General features: G+C 66.3%; 15 protein-coding genes. 6 read left to right on the forward strand and 9 right to left on the reverse strand.

Going from position 1 to position 15,388, the window contains the following annotated elements; translation table 11 throughout:
- Nucleotides 1-35 precede the first annotated feature (35 nt).
- The 5 genes from P1U75_RS01845 (at nt 36) to P1U75_RS01865 (ending at nt 5,365) form a co-directional block, all read left to right on the forward strand.
- On the forward strand, nt 36-1,199 hold the full coding sequence (locus P1U75_RS01845; RefSeq protein WP_300239085.1) for an acyl-CoA dehydrogenase family protein: 1,164 nt from the start codon (nt 36-38) through the stop codon (nt 1,197-1,199).
- A 76-nt stretch (nt 1,200-1,275) separates the two neighbouring features.
- Nucleotides 1,276-2,895 carry an AMP-binding protein gene (locus tag P1U75_RS01850; protein ID WP_300239089.1) on the forward strand — a complete coding sequence of 540 codons (1,620 nt, stop codon included), beginning with the start codon at nt 1,276-1,278 and terminating at the stop codon, nt 2,893-2,895.
- Entirely contained in the window at nt 2,892-3,731 is an 840-nt protein-coding gene (locus P1U75_RS01855) for a tryptophan 2,3-dioxygenase family protein (protein ID WP_300239091.1), read from the forward strand. The genes P1U75_RS01850 and P1U75_RS01855 overlap by 4 nt, the downstream gene beginning before the upstream one ends.
- Before the next feature lie 2 nt (nt 3,732-3,733).
- Nucleotides 3,734-4,930 (forward strand): kynureninase, encoded by a 1,197-nt coding sequence (gene kynU, locus P1U75_RS01860; protein ID WP_300239094.1) that lies wholly within the window; start codon nt 3,734-3,736, stop codon nt 4,928-4,930.
- A 21-nt stretch (nt 4,931-4,951) separates the two neighbouring features.
- Nucleotides 4,952-5,365, forward strand: a complete 414-nt coding sequence (locus P1U75_RS01865; protein ID WP_300239097.1) for a RidA family protein — start codon at nt 4,952-4,954, stop codon at nt 5,363-5,365.
- A 178-nt stretch (nt 5,366-5,543) separates the two neighbouring features.
- Here the strand turns inward: P1U75_RS01865 and P1U75_RS01870 are convergent, their stop codons facing one another.
- Genes P1U75_RS01870 through ilvD form a run of 3 tightly spaced genes read right to left on the reverse strand, consistent with a single transcriptional unit; the run spans nt 5,544 to nt 8,840 of the window.
- Nucleotides 5,544-6,245: an aspartate/glutamate racemase family protein gene (locus P1U75_RS01870; protein WP_300239099.1), complete on the reverse strand. Its 702-nt coding sequence runs from the start codon at nt 6,243-6,245 to the stop codon at nt 5,544-5,546.
- Nucleotides 6,242-7,117 (reverse strand): NAD(P)-dependent oxidoreductase, encoded by an 876-nt coding sequence (locus P1U75_RS01875; RefSeq protein ID WP_300239101.1) that lies wholly within the window; start codon nt 7,115-7,117, stop codon nt 6,242-6,244. Before P1U75_RS01875 ends, P1U75_RS01870 begins: the two co-directional genes overlap by 4 nt.
- Nucleotides 7,110-8,840, reverse strand: a complete 1,731-nt coding sequence (gene ilvD, locus P1U75_RS01880; RefSeq protein WP_300239103.1) for a dihydroxy-acid dehydratase — start codon at nt 8,838-8,840, stop codon at nt 7,110-7,112. The genes P1U75_RS01875 and ilvD overlap by 8 nt, the downstream gene beginning before the upstream one ends.
- A gap of 108 nt (nt 8,841-8,948) precedes the next feature.
- Between ilvD and P1U75_RS01885 the strand changes: the two genes are divergently transcribed.
- Nucleotides 8,949-9,716 (forward strand): fumarylacetoacetate hydrolase family protein, encoded by a 768-nt coding sequence (locus tag P1U75_RS01885; RefSeq protein ID WP_300239106.1) that lies wholly within the window; start codon nt 8,949-8,951, stop codon nt 9,714-9,716.
- 7 nt (nt 9,717-9,723) lie between these two features.
- Here P1U75_RS01885 and P1U75_RS01890 read toward each other — a convergent pair whose 3' ends face one another.
- The 6 genes from P1U75_RS01890 to P1U75_RS01915 all read right to left on the reverse strand — a co-directional run.
- A complete protein-coding gene (locus P1U75_RS01890) occupies nt 9,724-11,016 on the reverse strand; it encodes a TRAP transporter large permease (protein ID WP_300239109.1) in 1,293 nt (430 codons plus the stop codon).
- Nucleotides 11,017-11,023: 7 nt separating this feature from the next.
- The gene (locus tag P1U75_RS01895) at nt 11,024-11,539 is read right to left on the reverse strand and encodes a TRAP transporter small permease (protein ID WP_300239111.1); all 516 of its coding nucleotides are present in this window, start codon (nt 11,537-11,539) and stop codon (nt 11,024-11,026) included.
- A 21-nt stretch (nt 11,540-11,560) separates the two neighbouring features.
- Nucleotides 11,561-12,592 carry a TRAP transporter substrate-binding protein gene (locus tag P1U75_RS01900; RefSeq protein WP_300239114.1) on the reverse strand — a complete coding sequence of 344 codons (1,032 nt, stop codon included), beginning with the start codon at nt 12,590-12,592 and terminating at the stop codon, nt 11,561-11,563.
- Between the two features lie 104 nt (nt 12,593-12,696).
- A complete protein-coding gene (locus P1U75_RS01905) occupies nt 12,697-13,422 on the reverse strand; it encodes an SDR family oxidoreductase (protein ID WP_300239116.1) in 726 nt (241 codons plus the stop codon).
- Nucleotides 13,419-14,204: a cyclase family protein gene (locus P1U75_RS01910; RefSeq protein WP_300239118.1), complete on the reverse strand. Its 786-nt coding sequence runs from the start codon at nt 14,202-14,204 to the stop codon at nt 13,419-13,421. The genes P1U75_RS01905 and P1U75_RS01910 overlap by 4 nt, the downstream gene beginning before the upstream one ends.
- Nucleotides 14,201-15,388: SDR family NAD(P)-dependent oxidoreductase (locus P1U75_RS01915; protein ID WP_300239121.1), on the reverse strand; the 1,188-nt coding region annotated here is incomplete at its 5' end. The genes P1U75_RS01915 and P1U75_RS01910, both read right to left, overlap by 4 nt.

Raw genomic sequence — 15,388 nt, forward strand, 5'->3', positions numbered from 1 at the left:
GAGTATTTGAAACGAGAAGAAGGGGAGGGGCGCAAATGTCCGACCGCAGTTTTCTGGACTGGCCGTTTTTCGAGCCGCGCCACAAGGCGCTGGCCGACGCATTGGAGAACTGGGCGCAGTCGCATCTGTCCGCCATCGACCATTCCGACACCGACGCCGCCTGCCGCGCGCTGGTCACCGGGCTGGGCGCGGCCGGGTTCCTGACCCATTCCGCCGTCGATCCCGAAACCGGCGCCGGGCTGGACGTGCGCAGCCTTTGCATCATCCGAGAGACGCTGGCGCGCCATGACGGGCTGGCCGATTTCGCCTTTGCGATGCAGGGGCTGGGCACCGGGGCGATCTCGCTGTTCGGCACGCCGGCCCAGCGCGGTGAATGGCTGACGCAAACCCGGGCCGGCAAGGCGATCTCGGCCTTTGCGCTGACCGAACCGGCCTCGGGCTCGGACGTGGCCAATTCGACCATGACCGCGACGCGGGACGGCGATCACTACGTGCTGAACGGCGAGAAGACCTGGATCTCGAACGGCGGCATCGCCGATGTTTATACCGTCTTCGCCCGTACCGGCGAGGCGCCCGGTGCCAAGGGGTTGTCGGCCTTCATCGTGCCGGCCGACACGGCCGGACTGGAGATTGCCGAGCGGCTGGAGGTGATCGCGCCGCACCCGCTGGCCACGCTGCGGTTCACCGATTGCCGCGTCCCGGTCAGCGCGCTTCTGGGCGAGGCGGGGGCCGGCTTCAAGATCGCGATGTCGGTGCTGGACGTGTTCCGCTCCACCGTCGCCGCCGCCGCGCTGGGGTTCGCCCGCCGGGCGCTGGACGAGGCGTTGCAAAGGGTGACCTCGCGCAGCGTGCAGGGGGCGCCGCTCTTTGACCTGCAGATGGTGCAGGGGCATATCGCCGACCTGGCGCTCGAGGTGGAGGCGGCCGCCCTGCTGGGCTACCGCGCCGCCTGGACCAAGGACCGCGGCGCGCCGCGCGTCACCCGAGAGGCGGCGATGGCCAAGCTGTTCGCCACCGACCAGGCGCAGCAGGTGATCGACAAGGCGGTGCAGTTGCACGGCGGCGACGGGGTGCGCTCGGGCGAGGCGGTGGAAAAACTCTATCGCGAGATCCGTGCGTTGCGCATTTACGAGGGCGCCTCGGACGTGCAGCGGGTGGTGATCGCCCGCCAGACGCTGGGGGCGTTCCGGCAGGGCTAGGTCCGGGAAACGACAGGGCCGGGGCCAAGCTGCGACAGACGGCGGATCCCGGCGCCATTCAGGAGAGGTAAGAGACATGCTCAGACCATCGGCCCATACAGATACATTCACCCGCGACAACCTGCCGGCGCCGGAGACCTGGCCCGATCTGCTGCTGGACGGGTTCGATTACCCCGACCGGCTGAACGCGGGGGTGGAGATGACCGACGCCATGGTCGAAAAGGGCTTTGGCGACCATATCGCATTGATCGGCAACGGGCGGCGGCGCACCTACAAGGAATTATCCGACTGGACCAACCGGCTGGCGCATGCGCTGGTTGACGATCTGGGGGTGAAGCCGGGCAACCGGGTGCTGATCCGCTCAGCCAACAACCCGGCCATGGTGGCCTGCTGGCTGGCTGCGACCAAGGTGGGCGCGGTGGTGATCAACACCATGCCGATGCTGCGCGCCGGCGAACTGGCGAAATACGTCGACAAGGGGCAGATTACCCATGCGCTCTGCGATACGCGGCTGATGGAAGAGATGATCGCCTGCGCCAAGGACAGCGACGTGCTGGAAACCGTGGTGGGCTTTGACGGCACCTCGAACCACGACGCCGAGCTGGACCGGCTGGCGCTGCAGAAGCCGGTGAAATTCGACGCGGTGGACACCGCGCAGGACGACGTGGCGCTGATCGGATTCACCTCCGGCTCCACCGGAGAGCCCAAGGGCACGATGCATTTCCACCGCGATCTGCTGATCATCGCCGACGGCTACGCGCGCGAGGTGCTGAACGTCACGCCCGAGGATATCTTCATCGGATCGCCGCCGCTGGCCTTTACCTTCGGCCTCGGCGGGCTGGCGATCTTTCCGCTGCGCTTCGGGGCGGCGGCGACGCTGCTCGAGAACGCCACGCCGCCCAACATGATCGAGATCATCGAGACCTATAAGGCGACCGTCTGTTTCACCGCGCCGACCGCCTATCGCGCCATGCTCACAGCGATGGAGGAGGGGGCCGACCTGTCGTCATTGCGGGCGGCGGTCTCGGCCGGCGAGACCCTTCCGGGGCCGGTCTATGACGCCTGGATCGAGAAGACCGGCAAGCCGATGCTCGACGGGATCGGCGCGACCGAGATGCTGCATATCTTCATCACCAACCGGTTCGACGATCACAGGCCGGCCTGCACCGGCAAGCCGGTGGCGGGGTACGAGGCGCGGGTGATCGGCGAGGACGGGCAGGAACTGCCGCGCGGCGAGGTCGGCCGACTTTCGGTGCGCGGGCCGACCGGCTGCCGCTACCTCGGCGGGCAACGGCAGACCGACTATGTGCAGGGCGGCTGGAACGTGACCGGTGATGCCTTCGTGCAGGACGAGGACGGCTATTTCCACTTTGCCGCGCGCAACGACGACATCATCCTTTCGGCGGGCTACAACATCGCCGGGCCCGAGGTCGAGGCGGCGCTGCTGGCGCATCCGGCGGTGGCCGAATGCGCGGTGATCGGGGCGCCGGACGAGGCGCGCGGCCAGATCGTCGAGGCGCATGTGGTGCTCGGCGCGGGCCATGTGCCGGGTGAGATGATGGTCAAGCTCTTGCAGGATCACGTCAAGGCGGTGATCGCGCCCTATAAATATCCGCGCTCGGTGGTGTTCACCAAGGACCTGCCAAAGACCGAGACGGGCAAGATCCAACGCTTCAGACTGAGGGACGAAGAATGACCGGATCGGCCTATGATCCCGGCGCCGAGGGCGCCCGGATGAGCTTTGCCGACGCCATGTCCTATGGCGATTACCTCGGCCTCGACGCGCTGCTGGACCAGCAACGCCCGCTGAGCGGCGCCCATGACGAGATGCTCTTCGTCATCCAGCACCAGACCAGCGAGTTGTGGATGAAGCTGGCGATCCACGAGATGACGGCGGCGCGCGACGCGATGAATTCCGGCGCCATGCCCAAGGCGTTCAAGATGCTGGCGCGGGTCAGCCGCATCTTTGAGCAGCTCAACAATGCCTGGGACGTGCTGCGCACCATGACGCCGGCCGATTACACAAGGTTCCGCGAGGCGCTGGGGCCGTCTTCGGGGTTTCAATCCTACCAGTACCGGATGATCGAATACATTCTCGGCAACCGGAATCCCAACATGGTCAAGCCGCACGCGCATGTGCCTGAGGTCCAGAAGATGCTGATCGGGGAACTGGCGCGGCCCAGTTTCTACGATGACGTGATCCGGCTTCTCTTCACCACCATCGACGGGCCGGACGCGCAGGTTCCGGCGCCGCAACTGGATCAGCCGCACAAGGCATTGCCCGAGGTTCAGGCCAAGTGGAAACAGGTCTATGAGAACGTCGACCAGTGGTGGACGCTTTACGAACTGGCCGAAAAGCTGGTCGATCTGGAGGATTACTTCCGCCGCTGGCGGTTCAACCATGTCACCACGGTGGAACGGGTGATCGGTTTCAAACGTGGTACCGGCGGCACCTCGGGGGTTCAGTATCTGCGTCGGATGCTGGACGTTGAGCTGTTTCCCGAACTTTGGCACTTGCGCGGAGAATTGTGACAATGAGCCAATCGACTTTACCCCGAAAGGATCTCTTCGATCTGCCCGAGGGCGTGATTTATCTCGACGGAAACTCGCTGGGGCCGCTGCCCAAGGGCGCGGTGGAGCGCGTCGGCGCGGTGATGCGCGCCGAATGGGGCGGCGAGCTGATCAAGGCCTGGAATTCAGCGGGCTGGATGGAGCTGCCGCGCGTGGTCGGCGACCGGATCGGCCAGTTGGTCGGCGCGCCCGCGGGCAGCGTCGCCACTGGCGACACGCTTTCGATCAAGGTGTACCAGGCATTGGCGGCGGCGCTGAAGATGCGTCCAGACCGCAAGGTGATCCTGTCCGACAACGGCAATTTCCCCTCGGATCTCTACATGGCCGAGGGGCTGGTCGGGCTGCTGGGGCAGGGCTACGAGCTGCGCACGCCGGATCCCGAGGCGGTGGCCGAGGCCATCACCGAGGAGGTGGCGGTGGTGATGCTGACCCATGTGGATTACCGCACCGGCCGCATGCACGACATGCAGGCGATCACCGAAAGAGCACATTCGTCGGGTGCGGTGATGCTCTGGGATCTGGCCCATAGTGCCGGCGCGGTGCCGGTGGACCTGGCCGGCAGCGGCTGCGAATTCGCGGTCGGCTGCTCCTACAAGTATCTCAACGGCGGCCCCGGCGCGCCAGCCTTCATCTATGTGCGTCCGGACATCGTCGAGCAGGTGCAGCCCGCGCTCTCGGGCTGGCTGGGGCACGATGCGCCGTTTGCGATGGAGCGGCACTATCGCCCGGCGATGTCGACCGAACGGCTGCGGGTGGGCACGCCGCCGATCCTGCAACTGGCGGTGCTGCAACAGGCGCTGACCGCCTGGGACGGGGTGGACATGGCCGATCTGCGCGCCGCCTCTCTGGCGCTGACCGATCGCTTCATCGCCGAGGTCGAGGCGCGCTGTCCGCAGCTCACCCTCGCCACCCCGCGCGATGGCGCGATCCGGGGCAGCCAGGTCTCGTTCCGGTTCGAACATGGCTATGCGGCGATTCAGGCGCTGATCGACCGCGGCGTGATCGGAGATTTCCGCGCGCCCGACATCATGCGCTTTGGCTTCACGCCGCTTTACATCGACGAGGAAGACGTCGCCGCCGCCGCCGGGATCATCGAAGATGTGATCGGCAACGAGCTGTGGCGCGACGAGAAATACCAAACCCGCTCGCGGGTGACCTGAGACAGAATGGAAAGGCACAACATGACGCACAAGGTAATTCAGCCCGAGGGATGGGCACCGGCCAAGGGCTATTCCAACGGCATGCTGGCCGCGGACGGGACGCTCTACGTGGGCGGGCAGGTCGGCTGGACCGCCGATCAGGTCTTCGAGGCCGCCGATTTCATCGGCCAGATGGAACAGGCGCTGGCCAATATCGTAGCGGTGGTCGAGGCCGCCGGCGGCACCGCCTCGGACGTGGTACGGCTGACCTGGTTCGTGAAGGACAAGGCCGAATACATGGCCAACCAGGCCCAGATCGGTGCCGCCTACCGCCGGGTCTTTGGTCGGCATTTCCCGGCGATGTCGCTGCTGGTGATTTCCGACCTGGTCGAGGATGGCGCGCTGCTGGAGATCGAAGCGACCGCGCGTATCGCCAGCGCGGCGCCGGCCGGCTGAGGTCGGGACCGCCTCCGGCGGGAGAATTTGACAAAGAGAAGAAGACGGGTCCGGCTGTTTCGGCTGGGCTTGTTTTCATGATTTAATGTTCGTAAACAGAGGTTTACCTGTGTTACCTGTTTCGCGCGCGAAATATTTTTCTGCAAGGCGTTGATTTTCTTGGGGTCGGGGCGCGCGGTTAGATCCCAAACAGCCGGCCATGCCCTGGCGAGCGTCCGGAATGCCCCGCCAGCCGCGCCGCCCCCCAGGCGCCGGCGGTGGCGCTGGAGATCACCGGAAGGCCATGCGCGGCCTCCAGCGCCGGGATCACCGGCAGGGTGTGCAGCCCGCCGCAGGAGATGAAAAGGCAATCGGCCCCGGGTGCGGCCGAGACCGCCCGGTGTCCAAGTGCAATCAGATCGGCGTCACTGGTGGCAAAGACCTCCTCGACCGTTTGCAGGTGCATCGCCTCCAGCGCCGTCACCTCGTACCCGCTTGCGGTCAGGTAGCGGGTGAGCGCCGCGTTCACCGGCTCTGTATAGGCGGTGCCGACCGCCACCCGTCTTGCGCCCACCGCGGCGAGTGCCTCGAGCACCGAGTCGGTCATCGTGGTCGCCGGCACGCCGCCGCCCGCGCGCAGCGCCTCCAGCACCTCGGCATTGCCCTCCGGCCCGCGATAAAAGCTCAGCGACGTGCCCATGAGCGAGATCGCCTCGGCCCCCTGCGCCCGCAGCTCCCCGGCCAGATCCGACAGGCGCCCGATCACCTGGTTGAACCCCTCCGGCGTCACCTCGGGAATGCCGAGCCCAACCGATAAGAAGTCGATATCGGGATAAAGCTGCGGTGGCTCGGGTGGGACCGCGCCGGCGGCGGGCGGCACGATCATGCCGATGCAGGTCATGCCAGCCCCTTGAGCGTGAGCACGATGGTCGAGATATCGTCCTGCGCGTGACCCTGGTCGCAGGCGGTGCGCATCAGCGCGCGGGCGGTCTCGGTCATCGGCAGCGCCGCGCTTCCCTCGCCAACCTCGGCCACGGTGTCGAGATCCTTCAACATCATCGCCACCGTGCCCAGCGGATCCGCGAAATTCTCTGCCGCCATGCGCGGCGCCAGCAATTGGAACGGCTTGGAATCGGCGAACCCGCCCGCCAGCGCCTCGGTCAGACGGGTGGCATCGACGCCCTTGGCCTTGGCGAACTGCACCGCCTCGGCCACCACCGCCATGGTGCAGCCCGAGATGATCTGGTTCACAAGCTTGGTCATCTGTCCGGCCCCGGCGGGGCCCATGTGGGTGACCCGCTGCGCCAGCGGCGCCATCAGCGGTTCGGCCAGGGCGAAATCGGACTCGGTGCCGCCGGCCATGATGGTCAGCGCGCCGCTGGTCGCCGCCGGGGTGCCGCCGGAGACCGGTGCATCGACCCAGCCCATGCCGTTGGCTGCGCGCAGCCGGTCGGCAAAGATGCCTGTCTGCTCCGGGTCCATCGATGAGAAATCGACGAAGAGCGTCGGTCCCGTCACCCCGGCCACGCCATCCGCGCCGAACAGCACCGCCTCGACCGCCGACGCATTGGTCAGGCAGGCCATCACCGCGTCGCTTTGCTGCGCCAGCTCCGCCGGGCTGGTCGCGCGCCGCGCCCCGGCGGCGACCGCCGCGTCGCATTTTGACGCGGTACGGTTCCACACCGTCACCTCGTAGCCCGCCTTGAGCAGGTTGAGCACCATCGGTCCGCCCATCAGCCCGGTGCCAAGGTATCCCAGTCGCGGGTTATTCATCGTCGAGCCCATCCATCGGCCAGTCGGCGGCGCCCGAATGGGTCACCGCGCCGTAAAAGGCGCTTTGCACCTGCGCCGCGTATTTCTCATGCACCCCAGCGAGGCGGCGGGGCGGGCGCGCCGCCAGCGCGGCGCGGCGTTTGTCCAGCGTATCCTCATCGACCAGAAGGTCGATGGCCCGCGCCTCCAGCGTGTCGATGCGGATGAGGTCGCCGGTCTCGACCAGCGCCAGCGGCCCGCCATCGCCGGCCTCGGGCGAGAGATAGCCGATGCACATGCCCCGGGTCGCGCCGGAGAACCGGCCATCGGTGACCAGCGCCACCTTTTCGCCCATGCCCTGGCCATAGATCACCGCCGTCGGTCCCAGCATCTCGCGCATGCCGGGGCCTCCCTTTGGCCCCTCGTTGCGGATGATGATGACATCGCCCTCGGCGTAATCGCGTTTGCGCACGGCGGCCATGCACTCCTCTTCGCTTTCAAACACGCGCGCGGGCCCCTCGTGCAGCCGGGTCTTCAGCCCGGCTACCTTGATGAAGGCGCCCTGCGGCGCGAGATTGCCTTTCAGCACGATCACCCCACCGGAACTGTCGCGCGCGTTGGAGACGGGAAAGATCACCTCGCCATCCGGGGCGGGGGCCTCGGCCACCGCCTCGGCCAGGGTCTGGCCGGTCAGGGTCAGGGTGTCCCCGTGCATGTGGCCGCTGGCGATCAGCTCCTTGACGATCATCGCCACCCCGCCCAGCCGGTGCACGTCCAGCGCGTAATATTGCCCGCCGGGGCGCAGGTTGCCGATCAGCGGCGTGCGTTCGAACACCGCGCCCACATCGTCCATGGTGAACGCGATCCCGGCCTCATGCGCGATCGCCGAAAGATGCATGCCTGCGTTGGTCGATCCGCCGGTGGCGGCGACGATGGCACAGGCATTCTCGATGCTCTCGCGGGTGATCAGGTCGCGCGGCAGCGGACCGCCGTTTTCCAGGATCTGCATCACCAGCTTGCCCGCCTTTCGCCCCAGCGCAGCGCGTTCGGAATAGACCGCCGGGATCAGCGAGGAGCCAAGCGGCGCGATGCCCAGCACCTCGGAGACCATGCCCATGGTGTTGGCGGTGAACTGGCCGGGGCAGGCGCCGATGGTGGGCATTGCGGCGCGCTCCATCTCGTCCAGGGTCTTCTGGTCCATCTCGCCGGTCATCACCGCGCCGGCGCCCTCGTAGGCGTCGAGGATGCTGATCGTCCTGCCCTTGTACTGCCCCGGCAGGGTCGAGCCGCCATAGACAAAGACCGAGGGCGCGTTGAGCCGCACCATCGCCATGATGATCGCCGGCAGGTTCTTGTCGCAGCCGCCGTATCCGACCAGACCGTCATAGGCGTGGCCGCGCATCACCAGTTCGATGGAATCCGCGATCACCTCGCGCGACATCAGCGAGTTCTTCATGCCCTGATGGTTCATCGAAAACCCGTCCGAGACGGAAATTGTCGTGAATTCCCGGGGGGTTCCGCCCGCCTCCTGCACGCCGCGATAGGCATGCGCGGCCTGATCCCCGAGGTTGGCGTTGCAGGGCGAGGTTTCGCCGGCGGTGCTCATCACGCCGATCATCGGGCGCGAGATGGCATCGTCGTCGAGCCCCTGGCCGCGATAGAAGGCGCGGTGCGGGACACGATCGAGCCCGTCGGTGGTCACGCGGGAACGCAGTTTGCGGGGTTTTGCTTCGGGATCGGTCATGGAGCCTCCGGAAATGACGGTTCAGCCTAGATTTCGCTGCGCGTGGGCGTCAACATGGGCGGGACAGGAAATGCGAAAATCTGGGAGAATAGTATAATGAACAATGGGTTGAGTGCGACAGTTAAGGCGATGGCTGAGGCGCGCAGGGATCTGCGCCGGTTCGAGATTCCCCAGGATCTGGACGGCGTGTCGCCAGAGACAGCCTATGCGGTTCAGAATGGTTATGTCGCGGCCGTCGGGATGCCGGTGGGCGGCTACAAGCTGGCGGTGAACGGAGCGCCGCAGATGGCGCATTTCGGCGTGTCCGAGCCGGTCTCGGCCCGGATATTCACCGCTGAAATGTACGATTCCGGGGCGGTTTTGTCCATTTCCGGGTTCGAGGCGGTCAGCATCGAGCCAGAGATCGCCGCGGTGATGGGGCCGGGGGTGGAAACGCTCAGCGGTCCGGTGGACCGGGCCGGGGCGATGGCCGCGATCGCGTGTTTCCGCCCGGCGATCGAACTGATCGACCAGCGCGGCATCCCGATGCCCGAGGTGTCGCTGGCCCAGGCCATCGCGCTGAACGTGTTCAACGCCGGCATCGTGCTGGGCGCGGGGCGTGTCGCGCCAGATGCGCTGGACCTCGACGGGCTGGAGGTGGCGTTGGATCTGGACGGCGAACGGGCGGCGCAGGCCACTGGTGCCGCACCGCAGCACCCGGGCGACGCTGTGGCCTGGCTGATCGGACACCTGGCCGCGCGCGGATTGACGCTGACGCCCGGCATGGTGGTGATGTGCGGCACCCACCTGCCGCTCCGGGTGCTGGACCCGGGGGTGCGGCAGGTGGATGTCACCATGGGCGCGCTTGGCGCCGTGGGCTTTTCCCTCGCCGGATAAGGCGGGCTCAGGCCACATAGACGGCCAGCCAGGTCGATATCCACGGCACCACGACGATCAGCGTCAGCCGGAAGATATCGGCCACCCAGAATGGCGTGACCCCCTTGAAGATGGTGCCGGTGCTCACGTCGGGCAGCACCCCGCGCAGCACGAAGACGTTGAGCCCCACCGGCGGGGTGATCAGGCTGATCTCGGTCACCACCACCACCACGATGCCGAACCAGATCGGATCATAGCCGAGCTGCAGGATCAGCGGGTAGAAGATCGGCACGGTGAGCAGGATCATCGACATGCTCTCGAACACGCAGCCCAGAAGGATGTAGATCACCAGGATCGCCGCGATCACCAGCCAGGGGGTATCCTGGAACTGCATCGCGATGCGCACCAGCGCCTGCGGGAAATCGGTGAAGTTGATGAAATTGGCGAACAGCAGCGCGCCGATCAACACCGCAAAGAGCATCGCGGTGGTTGCCACGCTCTCCTCGAGGATTTCCCAAAGCACCTGCCAGGTCAGCGCGCCGCGCAGCAGCGCGAAGGCGAATGCGCCCATGGCACCGATCCCGGCGGCCTCGGTCGGGCTGAACACGCCGCCATAGATGCCACCCATGACGAGGGCGAAGAGCAGGATCACCCCCCAGACCGAGGACAGCGCGCGCATGCGCTGCGGCCAGTCCTGCCGTTCGCCCGCCGGTCCGGCCTCGGGGCGGCGCCAGGTCACGTAGCGCACCGCGAAGAGGTAGAAGAGCACGCCGATCACCCCCGGCAGGATGCCGGCGGCAAAGAGCTTTCCGATGCTCTGCTGGGTGAGGATGCCGTAGATCACCAGCAGGACCGAGGGCGGGATCAGGATGCCCAGCGTGCCGCCCGCGGCGATGGAGCCGGTGGCCAGAGAATCCGCATAGCCGAAGCGGCGCATCGAGGGCATGGCGACCTTGGACATGGTGGCGGCGGTGGCCAGAGACGATCCGCAGATCGCCGAGAATCCGCCACAGGCCACCACGGTGGCCATCGCGAGGCCACCCTTGCGGTGGCCGAGAAATGCGTTGGAGGCGTTGTAAAGCTCGGCCGCGAGATGCGCGCGGGCGACGAAATTGCCCATCAGGACGAACAGCGGCACCACCGACAGTTCATAATTTATGGCGGCGTCAAAGGCGGTCTGGCCAACGTTGTAGAGCGCCGCAGTGGGGCTGTTGACCCAGGCCATGCCGGCGAATCCGACCAGCGCCATGACAAAGGCGATGGGAATGCGCAGGAAGGCCAGGACGAGGAGGACGGCGAGGCCGATCAATGCTTCGGTCATGTCTGTCCTACCCCCAGGCCTTGCGGCCGGTCAGGCTCAGAATGGCATTTGCCAGCGCCGCGAGCGCGGCGATTGCGCACAGCGTGGCCATCACCGCACTGAAGGGCCAGAGCTCCAGGAACAGTTCGTCGGTGACCTCCTCATAGGTAAGCTGGTCCATCGAGCGGATCACCAGCCGCCAGGAAATCAGCGCCAGCGCCGCGGCGGACGCCAGATGCACGACCACGGCCTGCACCCGGGCGGCGGCGCGGGGGACGATCGAATCGAGCAGATCGACGGTGACATGCCCCTCGCGCAGAACGGTGAGCGGCAGGGCGCAGAAAATGATCGCGGGCATCATCAGCGAGACGATCTCATAGGCCGCGGGCAGGGGGCTGGCGAAGAAATAGCGCCCGACCACATCGGCAAAGGTGAACAGCATCATGGCAAAGAGCAGCAGGCACGCGATGCGCGACAAAAGCCCGGCCAGCGGGGTGAGACCGCGGATATGATCCGCGGTCCCGTAGGTGGATTTCAGGTCCAATTCAGGCTCTCCCCGTGGCGCTTATTGGGCCGAGAGCTCGGCGACCTGGGACTTGAAGTACGCAAGCATCTCCTTGCCATCGACTCCCACCTCGGCGGCGCTCGCGTAGTAAGTTTCGAGGAACCCCTTGTTCAATTCCTCGACCGCCGCGATCAGCTCGTCCGAGGCTTCGACGACCTTGTTGCCATTGGCCAGCACGTCCTCGAGCCCCTTGTCGTTGATCCGGTCCCAGCCCTGACCGGCCAGCTTGGCAAAGGCCTCGCCGGACCACTTGTCGACCACCGCCTTGTCCTCGGGCGCCAGGGCATCGTACTTGGCCTGGTTCATGATCAGGAAGTGGCTGGAGGAGTACCAGCCGCCGGGCAGGTTGGTGGAATAGGGCACCAGATCGGTCAGGTTGAAGCTGGTGACGCTTTCATAGGGGAACAGGATGCCGTCGGCGATGCCCGCGGACAGGATCTCATAGGACTTGGGCGAAGGCTGGCGGATCGAGACGCCGCCCCAGCCCTCGACGATGGCCAGCGGGATCGGACCGCCGGTGCGCATCTTCTGACCCTCCATGTCGGCGGGGGTCAGGATGTGTTTCTTGGAGTGGTGCACCTGGCCCGGGCCATGCATGTTCATCCCGATCAGGTGGACGCCCTCGTAGAACCCCTTGTCGGCGAGAAACTTGTCATGGGTGCGCTGCAGCGCGATCGAGGTGGTCTCGGCCCGGTCGCCCAGAAACGGCGTCTCGGCAAAGAGATAGGCGGCGAAACGTTTGCGCGCATAGCCGTGCACGGTAAAGCCGACATCGGCCTGTCCGGTGCGCACCGCGTCGAAATGGCCCGGCGGCGAGGCGACCGGCTTTGGCAGGCGCTTGAAGGTGATGCGCCCCTCGCTGTCCTTTTCGATGCCCTCCATCCAGGGAATGTAGATGTTGGTGTTGACCGGATGGGTCCAGGGAATCCAGGACGAATAAGTCAATTCAGTCTGGGCCAGGGCGGCGCCGGCGGCCAGCCCCGCGGCGGTGACGCCGGCGGCCAGGGTGGTGATCAGGCTCTTCATTTTCATTGTCTTTTCCTCTCCTGTTTCAGGTTGGTTTTTTGTTCATCTTCAAGGCACGGGTTAACAAACGCAAATGTCCAGTCGGGCGGGCGGCTCCTGTTTTTCTGTGGCTACAACTGCAGCGTGCCGATGCTGGCGCCGCCGCACACATAAAGTGTCTGACCGGTGGCAAACCCGTTCTCGGGATCGCAGAAGAACAGGAAAGCGTTGGAGATGTCGCGCACCTCGCCCAGCCGCCCGACGGGGATTCGGGCGGCCAGCGCGGCCTCCTGTTCGCTGTCCTTCTCGATGATGCCCCAGAAATTATCGGTGCGCACCGGGCCGGGGGCGACCACGTTGACGGTGATCCCGTGCGGCGCCAGTTCCAGCGCCCAGGTGCGGGCCATGCCGATCATGCCGGCCTTGGTCGCGGAATAGGCGGTGCGGGTCGGCACACCAAGCGCGGCGCGCGAGCCGTTGAAGACGACGCGCCCAAAGCCTGCGGCCTTCATCGCCGGCAGAAACGCCTGCAACAAGGTCAGCGCGCTGCCAAGGTGGATCTGGGTCAGCCCCAGCAGATCCTCGGGCCTGGTCTCTTCCAGCAGGTTCGGCCAGATCAGCCCGGCGTTGTGGATCAGGTGCGTCACCTCGTGCTCTGCCGCGATCCCGGCGGCGGCCTGCGCCACCGCCTTTGCGTCGAGCAGGTCGCAGCGAACGCTGGCGAGGTTGTCGTGGGTGAACTCCGGGTCGTGCCGGGCAATCGAAATGACGCGATAGCCCCGCTCCAGCAGGCGTTGGGCCAGGTCGGCGCCGATCCCCTTGGAGGCGCCGGTGATGACGGCGGTATACCCGGTCATGCGGTGCCCTTTTCGATCATTGCCAGCACCCGGAGCGGGCTGCCGGTGCCGTTGCGGATCTTGAGCGGCGCGGCCATCAGCACCGCGCCGGTCGGCGGCAGCCGGTCGAGGCCGCAGAGGCATTGCAGCCCGTATTTCCCGGCCCCGTGCAGCAGGAAATGCGCCGGGTAGGGCGGGCTCAGGTGCATTCCCTGACCGGCATCAGTGCCCACGGTTTCGGTGCCGAAACCGCGAATGGCGCGGTGCTCGATCAGAAACCGGATCGCCTCGGGTGCGGGGCCGGGCGAATGCGGTCCGTCGTCCTGCATGTTGAGGTAGGCGGCGCCGGATTTTTTGGACCAGTCACTGCGCATCAGCACCCAGGCATCCTCTGGGATCTGTCCGTGCTCCCGTTCCCAGGCCGCGATATGTTCGGGCGTCATCAGGAAATCGGGGTCCTGTGCCGATTGCGCCGAACAGTCGATCACCACCACCGGGCCGACAAAACGGTCGACCGGGATCTCGTCCACCGCCGATTGCGGCAGATCGCGCCCCGAGACCCAGTGGCAGGGCGCGTCGAAATGGGTGCCGGTGTGTTCCGACATTGTGATGTTGTGCCATTTCCACGCCGGGCCGCGATGGTCATAGGCGCTGATCTCTTCCATGCGGAAGCGGGCGCATTGGCCGAACTCGGGCGGCAGCACGATCACCGGGAAATCCGGGTCGAGCCTGTGGGTGAGGTCGATCACCTCGACCGCGCCGGAGGAGAGCGCGAGGGCAAGGGTGGCAAGGGGCGATGTCATGCTTCACCTCCCATGGTCATTTCACGTTCCAGCACCTTGGGATCACGCCTGAATTTCTCGGCCATGTCCTTTGCCACATCGCCGCAATAAACATCTTCCAGCCCGTTCTGCAGTCCCGCGATCACATCGCGCGCCAGCGCATTCGGCGTGACCTTGGGCGGCGGCAGGGGCTGGTGCCAGTCATCCTCGGTCGGGCCGACATAGGTGTTCATCACCCGCAGGCCGGCGGCGCGAAATTCGCCTCGCAGGCTTTGGCTGAGCGCCCGCGCGGCGGCTTGCGAGGCGGAAAAACACCCCATTTCCGGACTGTTGGAGAGCGATGTTGCAGCAAGGATATTGACCCAGGCGACGGCGGAATTGACCCCGTCGCCGGTGCGGCCACACATCGCCGGGCCAAACCCCTGCGCCAGCCGCATCAGCCCGAGGTAATTCACCTCGATCTCGTCGCGGGCAAAGCCGGTATCGCCGCGTGCCAGCACGCCGCCGGGGCGGATGAAGCGGGCGTTGTTGATCAGGATATCAACCTTGCCGCCATATTCCGCGGCCATGCGACCCACCGAGGATGTGTCAGTGACGTCGAGCGGCAGGAACTCCACCCCCAGCGCCTCCAGCGCGGCGCGCTCGGGATAGGGGCGCCATTTCTCGCCCTCGCCGACGAAAACCGCCGCCGCGCCCGCGCCCAGCAGCGCCTTGGCCAATGCGGGCGCATTGGGATTGCGCCCGTCGGTGATCAGCACCCGGCGGTGCTTGGGATCGGAGGTCATCGCGCGCAATTGCGGATCGTCCTGCATGTTCTGCGTCCTTTCCTCGGGCACCGCGATCAGCACCCCCTGTCCGGCGCGGTCGAGCCGGTTCAGCAGCACCACCCGCGCGCCCTTCTCGCAATCGCCATGCACGTGGCAGATCACCGAGGGCCCCACGTCAAGCTGCACAGTGCCGGTGCGCCAAGGCAGGCGGTCGCGGAAATACAGGCTGGTGGTGGCGCGGATGCGGGTTTCGGCGATGAGCCGGCCCTTGGGCGAGACATCCCGCCACGGGAGGTCCGTCGAAAGACAGGAGGAACAGGCATCGCGCGGCGGATACTGCACCGCGCCGCATTCGGCGCAGCATTGCAACGCGAACCGCCCCTCGGCGGCCGCCGCGGTCAGGCCATGTGCGGCGCGGCTGCGCGCCATCGGCGGCAG

The organism is Antarcticimicrobium sp., from assembly GCF_029212575.1.
Taxonomy (GTDB): Bacteria; Pseudomonadota; Alphaproteobacteria; order Rhodobacterales; family Rhodobacteraceae; genus Antarcticimicrobium.